Origin of the sequence: Porphyromonas endodontalis ATCC 35406, assembly GCF_000174815.1 — a bacterium.
GTDB classification, from domain to species: domain Bacteria; phylum Bacteroidota; class Bacteroidia; order Bacteroidales; family Porphyromonadaceae; genus Porphyromonas; species Porphyromonas endodontalis.
Window position 1 is genome coordinate 63,597 of record NZ_ACNN01000016.1, and the last position, 17,304, is coordinate 80,900.

Genomic DNA, 17,304 nt, shown 5'->3' on the forward strand with positions numbered 1-17,304 from the left:
AGGGAGAGTGCTATATGCCAAGGAATCTCTCGTTACTCTCTTTACTTACGGTTAATGATACGTTCTTTGAGGGCATCAAGTACTTCGTCCGGAGAGAAGAGCATCCCTCCCATACGTCCGTAGTGAGCTACAGGCACGCGACCTTCGGCTGCAAGGCGTACATCTTCTACCATCTGACCGGCATTGAGCTCTACAGAGAGGAAGCCCTTTACCTGCTTGCTGAGGCGAGCAATTTCGTCATAAGCAAAAGGCCAAAGAGTAATAGGACGGAGAAGACCGACCTTGATACCGCTCTCACGAGCAATCTGTACCACCTTTTGGCAAATACGAGCGGACGACCCGAAGGCTACGAGCACGTAGTCGGCATCATCTGTCATATATTCTTCGTAGCGAACTTCGTTCTTAGCGATTTCGGCATACTTAGCTTGGAAGCGTTCGTTGTTCTGCTCCATTACGGCAGAGTCGAGCTCTAGTGACGTAATGATGCGACGCTTACCACCCGTAGCACCGGTAGTAGCCCAAGGGCATTGCTCTTTGATTTCAGCATCGGTACGGCGAGGCTTGAAGTCGGGGAGCTCTACTTTTTCCATCATTTGCCCGATGATACCATCAGAAAGCATCATCACGGGGTTGCGGTACTTGAATGCAAGTTCGATACCTTGGTCTACAAAGTCTACCATTTCTTGTACCGAGTTGGGGGCGAGTACAATGAGGTGATAGTCGCCATGACCACCGCCCTTAGTTGCTTGGAAGTAGTCTGCCTGGCTGGGTTGGATGGTACCAAGCCCCGGACCCCCACGCATAACGTTTACAACAAGACAGGGAAGTTCTGCACCGGCAAGGTAGCTAAGGCCCTCTGCCATAAGGCTAACACCAGGGCTAGAAGAAGAGGTCATCACCTTCTTTCCGGCACCGGCACCGCCATAGACCATATTGATAGAAGAGACTTCACTCTCGGCCTGTAGCACCACCATACCGGTAACATCTTCAGGATTTTCTGCAGTGAGAGTCTCAAGTACTTCGGATTGAGGAGTAATAGGATAGCCAAAATAACCATCCATACCTGCACGAATAGCGGCATGAGCTAGTGCCTCATTGCCCTTCATCAGTTTAATTTCTGCTGCCATATCTCTTTGTAGTCCTTAGCTTATTTCTGAGTTACTTTATACACTGAGATGCAACCATCGGGGCATACCATACCGCAACTAGTGCAGCCAATGCAAGCCTCAGGATTGCTCATGTAACAATAGTGATATCCCTTGTCATTCATGTGATCGGGATGCAAGCTAATCGCCTGCGTAGGGCAAGCCACAACGCAGAGATTGCAACCTTTACAACGCTGTTGATTGACTACAACAGCTCCTCTAACTTTCGCCATTATATCTATCTGTCTATTAGAATTATATGTTCTCTTTCTGTTCTTCCTTTACGACCTTTCTTACGCACACGTACTCTTCCTCTGAGAGAGGGGGACAAGAAAGGGAGCTGATCCGCTAGCTGAGAAGCTATGCCGGGGAAGCCCTTTTTCATACATTCTCATCCGCTCTCCAAAGATACAACTAAAATCCGATACATACCTACTTAATGCGATAAAGATTGTTGCTAGAATGCCTCCTTGCAAATGGGACAATAAGAATTTTATATGATGACTCATTACTTTCAAGATGTAACTAGTAAGAATATGTCAAAAATAGAACGAAAAAGGGAGGGTGTTCAATTAAAAATTTTTCAGGACATTCTTATAAGAAAATGCCATCTGCACTAAGCAATTCGAACTATTGAGTCGCTATTTATCGCTACTATTCCCCATTTTAAGGGGAAAATTGAAGAGAAAAAGCAAAAGAAGAATAGGTTGGGCAGAAAAAGATACCGCTCCTTTGAGGATTTTTTCTTGCCTAGAAAAGGGGTGCATTACTGCCTGAAAAATAAATAAAAACCAAGCAGGGAATTTTTCGTTTTAGGCCTAGAACGGGAAATATTTAGGGCAAGGTTTTGAGCACTTTTTAGCCTACTATCTCGCATGTGTCTCTCAGTGGTTAAAACGATTGGAGAAGAGACGTAAAAACCGCTCTGAGCTCTGGGGCTTGGTCTTCTTGCCCGTAGAGATGAGAAGCCGAGGGCAAGGGAGCTAGGGAGTCTACTTACGACTCTTCTTTACGAGCGAGAACAAACTGAGCCACTACAGGCAGATGATCGCTGACACCTCCCATATAGAAATGGCCTCCATAGGTGCGCTTTGGAGAGAGCTCTCCATCGGCATCCTGCTGCATCCAGCGACGCATCATCACGGAACGCGCACTTTCCCAAAGGTAGGTAATGGGATTGTCTGCCAAAAGCATGCTCCCACTTACCACAATGCGGTCGATTTGCTGCCATACCCCTCGGTAGCGATAGCTCCCGGGGATGACTCCGGAGGGGACAAGAGAGGTGAGGTCGTACATCAAATCAGCACGATAGGCTGTTCGCCTCGAGGCTAGGGGATGTGCCCAAACATGCGTGATAGGGTCACGGGGCGTGGTGTTGAAGTCACCCATCACTAGGATGGAAGCTCCCGGTTCTTTATTCAATATACTATCGCACTTAGCTTGCAACAGAGAGACTACATCCTTTCGCTTACGATCCGAAGCCCTTTTCCCCTCTCGTCTCGAAGGCAAGTGTACGACCATAACGTGCAGTGGCACACCATTGAAAAGATGACCATGCACGTATAAGATATTGCGAGAGAGTGTATGGGGGCTATGGGGAAATTTTACCTGAAACTCCTCTACCTTATCGGGGCAAAATAGGTCTTTGATATATAGTAGGGCAACGTCAATGCCCCGCTCATCCGGGCTATGGGTAATGGCATATTCATATCCTCTTGTCCCGAGCGGAGTGCTGTGCAAGAGATCGTCCATAACCACTTCATTTTCCACCTCTACCAAACCGACCAGTAGGGGCCATCCGACTCCTCCCACATCACTAATTACCTCGCCCACATTGCGCAGCTTGCGGAGATAACGCTCTCGAGTCCATTCGTTAGCTCCTTCGGGGAGATATTCATAGTCATTCTTCCCCTCATCATGCATCGTATCGAAGAGGTTTTCTACGTTAAAGGTCATTACCTTAATCCGTTCTCCTCGCGCCTTTTTTATGGGTCTAGCCATCAGTAGTAGTAAACAAAGCACACATACGCGAATCCGCCGTCGGTTCGTATGTATCATGGTCTTTTCCTCATCAAGAAACTTCCCTTTGCAGAAGAGAAGTATATAATAATAGTATAAAGCTTTTCAATAGCCCCTCCCCTTTCGGAGAACGCGAACGAAAAAGGGAAGCCCTCCCCTTAGTCTTGCAACAAAGGGAGGGCTTGTAGATAGACGAAGGTAGATCTATCATTTTTATTGAGGAGGAGGCAAAGGCTAACCTTTCCTCCCATTCTTTGGACTTATTAGAAGTTCACACGCATACCCATTTGCCAGGTGCGTCCGAAGCCGTACCATACAAGAGCGTCTTCGCCCGTGCGGAGGCCTGTAGTTGCATCAACCTTGCTTCCATCGGTAGCATCTGCAATATACTTGGTGTTGAGGAGGTTATTCACTCCACCAAAGACTGTTGCATTCATACCCTTGTAGACCTCGAAGTTGTAGCTGGCAGAGAGGTCTACGAGAGAGTAGTTAGGCATCTTCCAAGAATCGCCCTTGAAGACTTCTACCTCAGTACCCTTCTTAGTGAGACGGTTTGTAGGCTCAAAGGCTGCATAATTCTTGCCATAGTAGTTGTAGTTACCACGTAGATGTAGGCGAGGGAATACTTCCCAATCAAAACCTACGGCAGCAGTTATCTGTGCTGAGTTACCTACGTGTACGCCGTTAAGGTCGATCTGACCTTCACCCAAGAGCTCCTGAGACTCGTTGTAGATATCGTACTTAGAGATACCACCCCAGCGCCAATCACCAAGAGAGAACATACCGGTAAGACGGAGTTCCTTAGCAGGACGGTATTCCAAATCAAGCTCAATACCCTTGTGAAGAGCCGAGAGGTTACGGAAGTTCCAGTACTGATTCTTCTCTAACACACTATTACGACGGAGGAAGCGGTCATCCCATTTTGTGAAGTAACCATTGAGGTTGGCGCGGAAGACTTCGTTCTGGAAGCCGTAGCCGAGCTCTACCGTCATGATCTTTTCGTTGGTGAGGTGCTTATTCACTTGAGTCGAATAGTTGAGGAATGCTCCGGCAAACTTAGGAGCACGAGTGAAGTACCCCGCGTTGAAGAAAACATTGTTATAATCAAGGAACTTATACGAAGCCCCTGCCTTGATGCTCCAAGGCATGAGATTTACTCGGTCACTTGCCGTACGCTTTACAAAGTCAGGTCCGTAGAGAGGGTTCTTGAGGAAGTTAGCATGATTCGTCACACTATAACCTTCGGGTACGAGATACCGATACCCTTCGTAGGTCAAAGAACCTGACAAGAAAGCGTCGAACATTTCGCTCGTGAACTCTCCCTGAGCAAATAGACCAGCCCAAACAACCTCTCCTATATTGTGGTAATCATATTTATCTCCCTTATTGAGCGCTGTCTTCCCGGCATCTACTTGAGATTGGAAGAGAAGACTTTGGAAGTTTTGACCACCAAGGAGGCTGTAAACTTCTTTATAGTGGTCTCCGCGATAGTAGCGGCCATCAAAACCGGTGGTCAAGGTGAAGTTTTCGTCTAGGCGATTGCGATAAGAAGAAAGCAATCCGAACCACTTATGATTGTTCACGCTGTTACCAAGGATTACCTGAGAGCCCTTGTCTCCATTAGCAGCGTTGGCAGCATACACAGCTTCCCAGTCGATCAATCCATCGGGAGTAGCCTTAAAGTTCGTGGGGTTAGGACCTATAACATTACCAGCATTGTCCTTGATCACTTTGTAAGAACGCTGCCCCTTGTAGGTTTCAATCCAGTTGCTATAGTAGCCATTCTTATCCTTAAGTCCATCTACACGACGACCGCCACCCGAAGCTATAGAGGCATAAAGAGCCGTGCTGAGAGAGGACTTGTCATTAATTGTCCAGTAGTGGTTCAAAGAGAGCTGGGGCTTATGGTAGAAGTTGTAGCGGGGAGTAAGCACCTTACCATCAAGGTAACCATACTCAAGGTTCATACGAGTGCCATCGGGGTGGTTGTCGTATTGAGATTGGAGATGGCGAGAAGAACGCTGATTGTGCCACTGAGGAGCACCAAAAGCGGTAAACGAAAGGGTGTGTGCCTCATTGATCTTCTTAGAGATATTGAGGAAGTAGCTATACCCACGGAAGTCTGTTGCCTTTACGTAACCATTACCATAAGAAGTATTGGCAGAAGCCGTGATAGCCCAACCATTCTCCATCAGACCGGTAGAGAGATTGAAGCCGTACTTTACATAACCATCGTTACCAACCCCCATAAAGACATTACCGCCTTTTTTAGCATCAGTGTTCTTGGTTACGATATTAATAGTACCCCCCACAGAGGAGATACCGAGGCGAGAAGCTCCGAGACCGCGTTGTACTTGCACCATCGAAGATACATCCGAAAGTCCAGCCCAGTTGCTCCAATACACCTTACCGCCTTCCATATCGTTTACAGGTACCCCATTGATAAGTACCCCGAGGTTGTCGGTATCGAAACCACGCATCATGATACGAGAATCCCCAAAACCACCTCCGGAACGAGTAACGTACACAGAAGGAGTGGACTTAAGAAGCTCCGGGAACTCTGTGTTAAAGGCCTTGGATTCAATTTGTTTGAGGGAAATATTGCTCACCGGCACGGGCACTTTGCGATCCTTAGGCACCACAGAAGCAATCACTTCTACCTGACCAAGGCTCACAGCGTCGGGAGTCAATAAGATTTTCCCAAGCTCTACAGTCTTAGCTCCGGTACCTACTTTATCCAAAATAATTTGATTGTAACCAATGCTACGAATCGTAATCTTGGCACGATGAGGTACATCTATACGGAACTTACCATTGAGGTCGGTGGTCACCCCCCTGAGGGTAGATCCTTGTCCCGTAGTTACGGATGCTCCAACAATGGGAGCATTATTCTCAGCATCCAATACCTGACCGGTCACCACAACCTGGGCAAAGGACACTCCTACCCCTGCTATCATAAGCGCGACAGCGCAGAGCAAACGGAATACATTCTGTCTCATAGTTTTTCGTACTTTCTATGCGTTCATATTTTCTATACGAGTACAAAGGTACCCCATTTTTGCCATGTACCAGCCATTATCAAGAGAATGAACAAAAATCTCCCGATCAAGAGAAGAGATTTTCTTTCAAAAAAAACCTAAAACATCAGCATTTTCAAGAAAGCAAGAACACTATGACAGAGACACCCCCCCCTAGGAGAATCGTTTTAATACCCTGCCCTATAGCAACCTTCTACTGAATTTTACACATAAATTTTTCTTCATCACCCAATCATCCTATTGACCATGACAACACAAAAGCACTCCCATTTCATTCAGAAGCCAACGAAAACTCATAGGTGATTGTATTCTTATGAGAGGAATTCATAACACTTACTAACTGACAAGATTTCTATCATTTCCTCACGGCTGTTACTTTTGCTATAATTTTCCATTCGTCATTTTCACATAAAATCTCTTTTCTCCAGAGGAAAGAGGATGAGGTGATAGAGGAGAATACATATCTCATTCGCTCTGTTGTGTTTTCTGTCAGGACAATCTCTTCACCGACCTTTCGAGCGGTAAGTCGGATAGCCTCACCCATACAACCATAAAAAACATCCCACGCCAGGATCTTAGGATTATAAATACGGAGCGTTGTTCCATATTCGGCATCAGGCTGTTTGTTTCGCAAACGTTCCGTACGAGAGGGGACAATAAAAAGGTCTTGCACAGCCGTTCCATCCAACACTCGGGAGAAAATCCATTCGCCCTTTACCTTTCTAGGATTGACTTCCTCCAAATGGTCATTCCATACAATATCCCATTCCCCTATCAAAATACCAAAGAAATCATATTCTTCGGGGATTCGTCCATTTCTCACCTTGCTACACAACGCTGTTGTAAAGTCATGCATCATATATCTTTTGCTCTTCTTCTGTTTCTTATTTTCTTCACATTGCAATTCATCAGATGTCTCCCCAAATGACGATATGCCAACTTTCTAATTCCGGAGATTTCCTGTCGGTGCTCCTTTAGCAGACTATCGGGAGATTCATAAACTCCCAAGTCCTGATTGATCCCTTCGCTCTGGATGTACGTATTATTCCTATTGAAGTCTATTATGTATTATGGGATGTTCGAAGTCCGCAACGGCAATTCCATATCCACAAAAAGCCCCTCTGCAATCCACATAGATTTTCTGTAGTTGGTCAAGATAAGCCCTATCTAAAATAAAGGCTTCGAGTTCGTACCATGTCTCTTCAAAATATATTTCGACCCAACTGTGCAAGATACAATCAGGAGCCTTTCGATAGACAAACCCTGTCATCACTCCTTTTTGGAGTCTCTTATCTATCGTAAAACCATGAATCCTACATGGGATATGGCAAGCCCGAAGAAGAGCCATAAACAATATCCCCTTTGTATTGCACTGTCCATAACCATCGGACAGCACTTTGGATGCAGAGATATTGTCGTCAATATTATATCCGAATAGGATATCGTCGCGAACGAACTCGTATATGGACTTGATTCGCTCAAACTCTGGGGACTCTATCCATCTACGATCTTCCACCAATTTTTGTATTGATGAGTCCGAGAAGTTGAGCAGAGGAGTCTCCCTCAAATATTTTTCCATTTACACAATCGAATTGTCCTTCATCATCCCCGAAACCACATCACCGCTGTTTCCCCCACAAATGAAGGCTTCAAAACTATGGCTCGAAAACTTCGACCAATCAGTAACGCAACTAGCTCACTAACGAGTCTCCTCTCTTTTTTATTCCATAAAGATTTAGCATTGGTATTACATCAATCATTCCTGCTATAAATCCAATAGCAGCCCCAACTAAAAGTCCTTTCATCGCTTTTTACATCTACATATCCTCCCACTGCTCCATCTCCCGAAGTTGGAGGGTTTCACTTACGGGGGAGATCTCTTGAGTTGACAACGCAAATATACTCGTTTTAGTTACAAGGTGCTGCTCCTCAGGATGTAAAAACAAAGAAGTCGGGGTTGTGGGCAAATCCACAACCCCGACTCCGATAAAGGGAGAGAAGAGTGGCAAGGGAAGCTTCCCCAAGGGAAAAGGCAGCCCTCCCCCTCTCTCCTCTAAGTCAATAGAATTTATTTCGTAACAAGTAAAACCATCGTTGTCTTACCACTCTTCACGAAGTACTTGCCAGCTACTACGCCTGCAAGGTCGAGACGTGCTACGCCTGCTTCATCAGCTACTATACGAAGCACCTCTACGCCATCAATTGAGAAGACCTGTACCATCGCACCCGGTTCTACACCCGAGAGAGTCGTTGTTTCTTCCGTAGGATTCGGATAAAGGAGTACCTCCGTACTAGCAATATCCTCCAATGCAGTGTCTTTCTTAAAGGTAGCCTTTACCGTAGTTGCCCTCTCCACAAAAAACTTCTTCGTAGCTGTGATATCCAAACTATTTGCCGTAAGTTTGTCAAGCATATAGCCTTGATTTGGTGTCACCTCTACTGTAAGCTCCGTATTATAAGGAACATTCTTTAGATCATCATAACCTTTGATCTTAATCTTTCCATTCTGAGGGGTTTGGGCAGTTACGGCAAAGGTAGGAGCATTGCCCTTCTGAATCCTACATCTAACATCCTTAAGAGGCTCGCCATTAAGCTTGATGGTTCCATCCTTCACTACAGCACCAAAAGGCATGGCAATGTAAGCATCCTCAATCACCAACGTCTTAAATCCTTCGATCAAAACACCCTTTGTACTAAGCTCTGCATTAAGGTTTTTCAAAACCATCCTTTTGTTACTCCCAGTGGCGCAAATACAGCTTCTTGCATAGTTCTCTACCTCAAGGTCGATATCTTTGATCAAGAGATCTCCTTTTTTAGTATCATCACAAATCCCTGGCAGAAACATATTATTCATCATGGCAGGATATATCTTGAGAGAGGCTCTCTCAGTGATTCCCATAATCGTCGGGCTGGAATGGTCTTTTGTTGTGATAGCCGCATTTCCTGGGATTACACCCACCTTATTTGCTCCTTTACACTTAACTGTCAAGGGTTTAGAAGGGTGATAAGAGACAACCCCATTAGGAATAGCGGCATTGTCAAGGGTCAACGAGTGATTCTTAGCATCGTATTCCACACTTCCGGAGGTGATAACAGTGGAGTATTTTTCGGGGGTCAAAATAACTCTAGCCCTGCGTAACTTCAAGTTCCCAATCCGGATGGGATAGTAGGGGGAGAGCATAACCCAGTGTGACTTTACAGCAGTTCCGGCATCATCCCCAGAAGCATACACGATACTCCCTCTCTCATACTTCAACGGACGTTCAGGATGCAGAGCAGTCAGAGCATACGTTGTGCTCTTGTTGATATCCACCCAGTCTCCATCCTCCTCTACTTCGATGTAGTCTCCGATGGATGTAATAGAGGGTTGAGTACTCCAAACATCTATCTCACCCCCATTTTGGAGCCTTATTCCTACCTCGGAACCATCCCCTTCACCCCTGATTCCATAATAAGCAGTAGCAATCTGTACATAACAATTGTCTACATACATATCCTTCTTATTTCCAATAAGAATCCCAGTAGAACCTTCTCTCGTAATTTCGATGGTCAAATAGGCTTTCTCCCCCTTTCCCATAATCCGGAAAGGAGAGGAAGGTTTACCTAGACAGGCTATCGCAGAAAATGTCGATTCAGCCCCCTCTAACGTACAGCTTCCCTCTATTTCTATCTTAAAATCAGGGATATCCACCGCGTAGAAAGAGCGTACATCCATGTTACTTTCAAGGTTTTTAACGTGAAGGATCTTGGTTTTATGATCCCAAGACCAATATCCGTTCCAATTCTCTTCACTCTCTAGATCGTATCCAGAATGGCTCTCCGAAGCACTGTTGTTGAGCGGATTATCAATCTTCTTCCCTAACACCCAAAGATTTTGTGCCGAAGCGGTGTAGGAAATTGCTACCAGCCCTAGTACTGATAGGGCTACGGAGGCTACGTATAGCCATCCTCTGTGTACCATTTTTTTCATGTCGTTGTTCGATTTATGTCTTGATTTTCTTTCCCCTTTTGTTTCTCTTTTTCCTTTTAGTTAAAGAGAGAGGAGTAGGCAAGACTAGTTTCACTTTCCTTTTTAGGTTTACTTTTCTGTGTTACTACTAGATTCTATTGTTTGTCCATTTGATTTTGTTCTATGCAAGAAAGCAAGATGATCTCAAGCTGTAGCCAAGAAGAGAGGAGGGAGCAAGCCCAAGATTGCTCGGAGCGATTGCTCGTCGTAGCTGTGGCTTGCTTTCCCGTTGCCCCTCTTCACGCCGGGCGAACTTCGCATTGACCTTCTCATACACAATGGAGAGAAGCTCCATGCAGTTTTCATGGATTCTAAGGATTTCCGCCCGACGCTCTCCGGAACGATTTGTGCTTTTCTTTATCATATGGCCTCCTAACTTTTATTTATAAATAGGTGACTCGTTTTCTTCTATTCTGATTCGTACCCCTACGACGACGAACCCTGTTTTCTTGGAGGCAAAGGTAGGGTACTTTCACGAATAAAATCTTGCAAAATCGGTCAAAAACATTGCAAAATCTTGCATTCTTTCATTCTGACCTTTTTCACGGAATTAATCTAAAAACGCCTATCAATTTCCTGTTTAACAACCGATTAGCAGTGACAGGTTTAATGGATTTTAGACACTAAGAGAGAGCATCCCTTCCCGAGAATCAAAACTACCCTCTTGCAGAATGAAAAGAGTTTTGAGGTGTGCGAGACAAGGGAATTACCCAAGAAAAAGAGAGTAGCTATAGGGGGATTTCCCCTCCTCCCCCTTTAAGAGAAACCCCATAACAAAAAAACCTTCAGGTGAAAACTTCTCTATTACCACCTAGAACAGACTCCCGATTCCGGCTGAAAAATAAAAAAGTTTTGGGCAGCATCGGGATTATTTTCAGCTAAAAGGAGCCGGACTTGCAGGCTGGTTTTCTCACTCCTCTCCCCTCTCGGCGAAAAAAGATATCCCTATAGCGATACCTCATCAAGGGAGAGATCAGCATCATAGGGCATTCAAAAGAAGAGGCTCTTGCCCTACGATAAAACAACTTCCCCACAATAAATCCACTATAAGTCTCATCCTATAACACACCTCCATGAGTCCGTTGGGGACTATTCTTTCGAGCCCCTCACCTTTGGATACACAACAAAAAAAGAGGAAGCCACCCCCAGAAAAGGAGCGACTTCCTCTATAATGTAGGAGGAGTAAGATACTAGATCACACCTCCCCTATTCTCTACACTGAGAATATCTTAGAGTTCCCAAATTTCTTGGTCGTTGGGCACCTTGATCGCAGGGTTCAGAGGAGCGATGCGAGAGATGTTCATAAGGTGCTTGTAGGTAAAGTTCTCAGAAATTGAGTTGTTACCCCAAGAACCGCAACCCAACGTATTGGTTACGTTAAGACCATTCTGGATGTGACCACCGGCCGTTGTTGCACTAGGAGCGTTAACAACGATACGAGAAACCGTAGCCTTAGACCCTGTAAGGATGATGTGAGCTTGGTTGTTTGAGTGGATGGCACAAGAGTGACCGTTACCTTCGTTAGCAAGGTTGCGGCATGCAATATCCACACCTTCTTCAAAGTGCTTGTAGCTGAGTGCGCACATTACGGGGCACATCTTTTCGCGGCAGATTACATCTTCTTCACCAACGCCGTTAGCTTCTACGATGATTACACGAGAGCCTTCGGGTACGTTGATACCAGCCATCTTAGCGATCTTCTGAACGCCTTGACCTACAACGTCCTTGTTGATAGGACCGCCGTTTTGGAAGAGGAGGTCACGCATCTTCTTACCTTCTTCTTCTGTACAGATGTAAGCACCACGCTTGCGGAGAGCTGCGAAAACAGCATCCTTATCAGCTTCGTTATAGATAACGCTTTGCTCACCGGTGCAGATGATACCATTGTCGTAAGAACGACCATAGATAACCTTTTCTGCAGCATCTTCAAAGTCGATATCGCTGTCGAAGATAACCTGTACGTTACCGGCACCTACACCATAAGAGGGCTTACCGCTAGAGTAGGCACTCTTAACCATAGCCATACCACCGGTAGCAACTACTACGTCTACAGCACCCATAAGCTGCTGAGTCATTTCGATGCTGGGCTCTTCAATTACTTGTACCATACCTTCGGGTACGTTGAAAGGCTTAATAGCTTCGAGGATGAGATCAACGGCATGCTTAGAGCATTTCTTAGAACGGGGGTGCGGAGAGATAATGATGGCGTTGCAAGTCTTCAATGCAAAGATGATGTTACTCATAGGAGTAACGATAGGGTTGGTAGTAGGAGTAACAGCACCAACTACACCCATAGGCTTGGCAATCTCAATCATACCCGTACGTTCGTCGATATTGAGAATACCTACTGACTTCTTGTCGTGAAGATTGTACCAAACACCCTTAGACTTACCACGATTCTTAGACACCTTGTCTTCGTAAACACCCATGCCGGTTTCGTCTACAGCCTCGCGAGCAAGCATTTCTGCGTTTTCGTAAATTACCTTAGCAGCAGCACGGCAGATATTGTCTACAGATTGCTGGTTGTGAGTAGCTTGGTACTCCTTTTGGGCCTTGCGAGCAAGAGCCACCATTTCTTTGATTTCCATTGGATTTATTCTATATGTATTGTTTTATGATACGATGGATTATTCCCAATTAAAAGAGACGATTGTAGATACCTTCGATCTCATCTACGCTAAAGGGAACGTAGTTATTTTTGAGCAAACGTTGCTGAGTAACGAGTACAGACTCGGCAAAGCCACGGCATTCTTCGGGCTTCATACCATACTCCTTGAGGGGCTTACGGCTGATAAGTTGACCGAGCAAGCCATCAAGAGCATCGTACACATTCTCTACTGTAGAGCCGAGCAACTCTGCCAAGTGTGCTTCTAGAGGAGCAATTGCCCCCTTAGGATCCTTAGCGTGATAGAGCTTGAATACTTCGGTAAAGAACTGGTAGTTAGCTTCCCCATGGGGCACGTGGTAGTTACCACCCAAGGGATAAGAGAGCGCGTGTACAGCACCTACTCCGGCATTACCAAAGGCAATACCCGCCATGTTGGCAGCGATAAGCATATCGGCAGCGTACTTGTGACGCTCTTCGGGAGAGGTAGCAGCGATCTTCTTGAATACATCAATAATGGTATCCATTGCAGCAACGCTGAATACACGTGTATAGGGATTGCATTTGGGCGATACGTAAGACTCCACAGCGTGGATGAGAGCATCAATAGACGAAGCTGCATAGAAGCGGAAAGGCAACCCGGCAAGAAGCTCAGGGATAATAACAGCATCATCAGCCACAATCACGTCATCAGCAAGACCCATCTTAGTGTGGCGCGACTTGATCTCTGCAATAGAAATATTGGTTACTTCGCTACCGGTACCGCAAGTTGTAGGGATAATAACGAGCTGACGATCCTTGATCAAGGGGATCTTGTGGTCAAAAGCATCCATTACATCAGTAAGGTCTTTGATTACAAAGAGCTTAGCGATGTCGATAACCGTACCACCACCAATGGCGATTACACGGCGGAAAGAAGCACCACCGAGGTCACGGAGGATGCTATTCATCATCTCATCAGAAGGTTCTCCTTGGCCATACTTCTCCTGCATTACAAAGCGGCAGGGGAGACCAAGTTTCTCCATAAAAGGTTGATAAATGAACTCGTTAGTCAATACGAGGTCGTGCTCATTGAGCTCAAAATCCTTTGCAAACTCGGCAAAAGTTTCCGAGCGATGCAACTTAGTGCTTAGCTTAAATAATTGCATGGATTGGTTTATTTTGAAGGGAAACGTTTATTAAATTCTTCGAGGAGTTGAGGACGGAAATCGGGATGTGCAATAGAGATAAGAGCTTCGGCACGCTCGCGAAGACTCTTTCCTTTGAGCTTAGCAGCCCCAAACTCTGTCACTACATAGTCTACGTCGTTACGCGAAGTGGTAACAGCAGCTCCCTCTGCAAGTAGAGGAACAATGCGGGATACTTTACCCTTAGCAGCTGTAGAAGGCATAGCCATAATGCTGACACCGTGACCAGACATAGAGGCACCACGTACGTAGTCTACCTGACCACCTGTACCACTGAATTGCTTGTAACCGATGGTTTCGCTAGCTACCTGACCCATAAGGTCTACCTCAATACAGCTATTGATGCTGACCATACGATCAAAATTCATTACCGTAACGGGGTCGTTAACCCAGTTCACAGGCGCAAGACGTACATCGGGATTGTTATTAACAAAGTCATAGAGATCTCTGCTACCCATAAGGAAAGTAGCCGTAAGCTTACCATTGTCGATCTCTTTTTTCTTACCCGTAATCACACCGGCACGCACGAGCTCCAACACTCCATCTGAGAACATTTCGGTATGGATCCCAAGGTCTTTCTTATCCTTGAGGAAGAGCAGTACAGCATCGGGGATAGCACCAATACCCAACTGAAGAGTATCGCCATCTTGTACAAGATGTGCTACATTATCCCCAATAGCTTTCTCTACATCGCCAATCGTGGGGAGGGCTATTTCGTAGAGAGGATAGTCTGCCTCTACGATATAGTCGAGCTTAGATACATGGATAAGGTTGTCGCCATGAACAAAAGGCATCTGCTTATTCATTTCGGCAATCACGACCTTAGCGCGTTCGGCTGCCGGCTTGGTATAGTCGCAAGATACCCCATAACTGCAATATCCCTCTTCGTTGGGTTCGGAAACATGCACTACAGCCACATCTACCGGTATCGCACCATTCTCAAACATGCGAGGTACTTGATAGAAGAAAAGGGGAATAAAATCAGCACGCCCATCGGCAAGAGCTTGACGCGTATTGCCACCAACAAAGTTGGTTACATGCCTGAAGTGCCCCTCCATCTCCGGTGCGCAATAGGGAGCATCCCCTAGCACCAACATATGGAAAATCTTTACGTCTTGATAGTTTTGGTAGTTGTCTGCCAAAGCACGGCTAATAAGCTGAGGAGCTCCTGCGGCGTGCGACAAAACAACGGAATCGCCATTTTTGATGGCACGTATAGCTTCTTGAGCCGATACGACTTTACTTTTGTACTCTTCCATCGAGGTTATATCTAATGTGGGTTATTCGCTAGTAGTATATGGGGATTGTATTATTTACTTGTCGGGGATGGGGGACAAAACTATCTATCGTTGCTCTCTTTTTGATGCAACTCTCGGAGTATATTGCGAGCCTCTTGGAGCAACTCTTCATCGGTATCCCAGACTAAAATTAGATTGAAAGGAGTATCGGGGAATGCTGCACGCAGCTGACCCATGACAAGGGCATCCATTGTCTCGGTCATAGAGGGACAAGTAGCACAAGCTCCCTTGAAGGCGACACGGATGTCGCCTTCGGGGGAGATGCTACAGAGCTTGACACCACCACCGTGCAGAGCGAGCTGCGGAGCAACTCGTGTCTCTAGCACTTCTTGTACGGCATCAAAATCTAAATTCATAGGATTTACAGGGGTGCTACGGCTTACTTACCGGCAACGTGATCCTTAGAAACATCAACGTGTGCAATCTCACGAGCAAGTTGCTTCTTAGCCTCGAGGTTGCCCTGACGTTGAATCATAATACGTTGAGCCTGAGGAGAACCTGCACCGTGCATAGACTCAGTACGATAACCAACAGCTGCGGTACCAAGGGTAATGTTTTCGATCAAACGAAGCACGCGCATACGGTTTTCTACATCCGTACCTGCTGCACCTTGTAGGTATTTGCGAACAACAGGACCGAGCATATCGTCGCGAAGGTCTTGCTCAGCAGGCATTGTAACCATGATACCACCAGCGATATCTTCTGCGAGGCGAGCGATCTCGTAGGGGAGGCGAGTTACGTTTTGCTTGCAGACATTAGCAAGGAGGAGGTCGATGAGGTAGTTACCACTCTTAGTCGGCTTACCTTCTGCCGAGCAGGCAATACCGCAAGCATAGAGGGTCTCATTGAGGTGGATCATCTCAATGAGTTTATCCTTGATGTGCGAAGCCTTGGGTACGCCGTTGTAGTCAGCAGCAAGAGCTGCAGCACCGATAAGTACGTCGCCCACACCTACTTTACAACCACCATAAGACTGACGGTGATAACCGGCAAAGCGCTCAACCATCATCCCAGCATACTTGTACTCTTGGCACATAAACACGCGTTCGTTGGGGATGAATACGTTGTCGAATACAACAAGAGCTTCGTGACCACCGAAAGTATTGTTACCGAGGTCGATGTCTGCACCCTCTTCCATCTTACGAGTATCGCAGCTCTGGCGACCATAAATCATGATGATACCGGGAGCGTCACTTTCGATGGCGAAAGAAACAGCGTAAGCCTTATCTTCTTCTTTCATTGCCTGAGTAGGCATGATGAGATGTTCGTGCGAATTCACAGCACCGGTCTGGTGAGCCTTAGCACCACATACTACGATACCATCAGGACGGATCTCTGTAATATGCAAGAACATGTCGGGGTCGGGCTGTTGTGAAGGGCTAAGACTGCGGTCTCCCTTGGGGTCGGTCATAGCACCATCCACCACGAGGTCTCTCTCTTGTACCATCTCAAGGTACTTAACGAAACGCTTGTGGTATTCGGTACCGAGCTCTTGATCCATATCATAAGTAGTAGAATAGATCGCGTTGAAAGCGTCCATCCCTACACAACGTTGGAAGCAAGCGGCGGTCTTCTGACCCATAAGGCGCTGCATCTTTACCTTCTTAACGAGGTCTCCGGCGTTCTGATGGATATGGCAGAAACGGTTAATAGTCTTACCCGTAATGTTGCTGGTAGCTGTCATTAGCTCCTTATATTCATCCTTCTGTGCAAGCTCATAACTCATAGCAACAGAGTTGAGCGAGGGACGGATAATAGGGTGATCTACGGGGTTTTCAATGCGTTTACCCATGAAGTAAACCTTAAGATCGAGTTTGCGCAAGCTCTCGATGTACTCTTCTCTCGTCATCATAACTTTAATTCCTTTCCTTTTTATTGCCAAGTGCACACCGCCACAAGAAAAGGGAGGCGTACCCATCGACTTATATTGTAGTTATCTATTTCCAATCCAACACAATCCAACAAAACGATGTAGAGAGGCGGCTAACGTATACTCCTGTACT

The 17,304-nt window shown here is 46.0% G+C and carries 12 protein-coding genes; all 12 read right to left on the bottom strand.

Annotated elements, in window-relative coordinates:
- Positions 1-41 precede the first annotated feature (41 nt).
- Positions 42-1,127 (bottom strand): 3-methyl-2-oxobutanoate dehydrogenase subunit VorB, encoded by a 1,086-nt coding sequence (locus tag POREN0001_RS03800; RefSeq protein ID WP_004333337.1) that lies wholly within the window; start codon positions 1,125-1,127, stop codon positions 42-44.
- Between the two features lie 20 nt (positions 1,128-1,147).
- Positions 1,148-1,378 carry a 4Fe-4S dicluster domain-containing protein gene (locus POREN0001_RS09260; protein WP_004333224.1) on the bottom strand — a complete coding sequence of 77 codons (231 nt, stop codon included), beginning with the start codon at positions 1,376-1,378 and terminating at the stop codon, positions 1,148-1,150.
- Between the two features lie 763 nt (positions 1,379-2,141).
- Entirely contained in the window at positions 2,142-3,146 is a 1,005-nt protein-coding gene (locus POREN0001_RS03805; RefSeq protein WP_004333344.1) for an endonuclease/exonuclease/phosphatase family protein, read from the bottom strand.
- 281 nt (positions 3,147-3,427) lie between these two features.
- Positions 3,428-6,163, bottom strand: coding sequence for a TonB-dependent receptor (locus POREN0001_RS03810; protein WP_004333279.1), 2,736 nt, complete (start codon positions 6,161-6,163; stop codon positions 3,428-3,430).
- A 394-nt stretch (positions 6,164-6,557) separates the two neighbouring features.
- Complete coding sequence (locus POREN0001_RS03815) at positions 6,558-7,058, bottom strand: hypothetical protein (protein WP_040580642.1); 501 nt, start codon at positions 7,056-7,058, stop codon at positions 6,558-6,560.
- A 192-nt stretch (positions 7,059-7,250) separates the two neighbouring features.
- Positions 7,251-7,781, bottom strand: coding sequence for a transglutaminase-like domain-containing protein (locus tag POREN0001_RS03820; RefSeq protein WP_004333191.1), 531 nt, complete (start codon positions 7,779-7,781; stop codon positions 7,251-7,253).
- A gap of 489 nt (positions 7,782-8,270) precedes the next feature.
- Positions 8,271-10,172, bottom strand: a complete 1,902-nt coding sequence (locus tag POREN0001_RS03830) for an InlB B-repeat-containing protein (RefSeq protein WP_004333291.1) — start codon at positions 10,170-10,172, stop codon at positions 8,271-8,273.
- Between the two features lie 1,268 nt (positions 10,173-11,440).
- Positions 11,441-12,799 carry an aldehyde dehydrogenase family protein gene (locus POREN0001_RS03840; RefSeq protein ID WP_004333231.1) on the bottom strand — a complete coding sequence of 453 codons (1,359 nt, stop codon included), beginning with the start codon at positions 12,797-12,799 and terminating at the stop codon, positions 11,441-11,443.
- 49 nt (positions 12,800-12,848) lie between these two features.
- The gene (locus tag POREN0001_RS03845; RefSeq protein WP_004333277.1) at positions 12,849-13,964 is read right to left on the bottom strand and encodes a 4-hydroxybutyrate dehydrogenase; all 1,116 of its coding nucleotides are present in this window, start codon (positions 13,962-13,964) and stop codon (positions 12,849-12,851) included.
- Between the two features lie 8 nt (positions 13,965-13,972).
- Positions 13,973-15,262: an acetyl-CoA hydrolase/transferase family protein gene (locus tag POREN0001_RS03850; protein WP_004333217.1), complete on the bottom strand. Its 1,290-nt coding sequence runs from the start codon at positions 15,260-15,262 to the stop codon at positions 13,973-13,975.
- Positions 15,263-15,342: 80 nt separating this feature from the next.
- A complete protein-coding gene (locus tag POREN0001_RS03855) occupies positions 15,343-15,657 on the bottom strand; it encodes a NifU family protein (RefSeq protein ID WP_004333297.1) in 315 nt (104 codons plus the stop codon).
- 23 nt (positions 15,658-15,680) lie between these two features.
- Entirely contained in the window at positions 15,681-17,153 is a 1,473-nt protein-coding gene (locus POREN0001_RS03860) for a 4-hydroxyphenylacetate 3-hydroxylase family protein (protein ID WP_040580609.1), read from the bottom strand.
- Between the last annotated feature and the right edge of the window lie 151 nt (positions 17,154-17,304).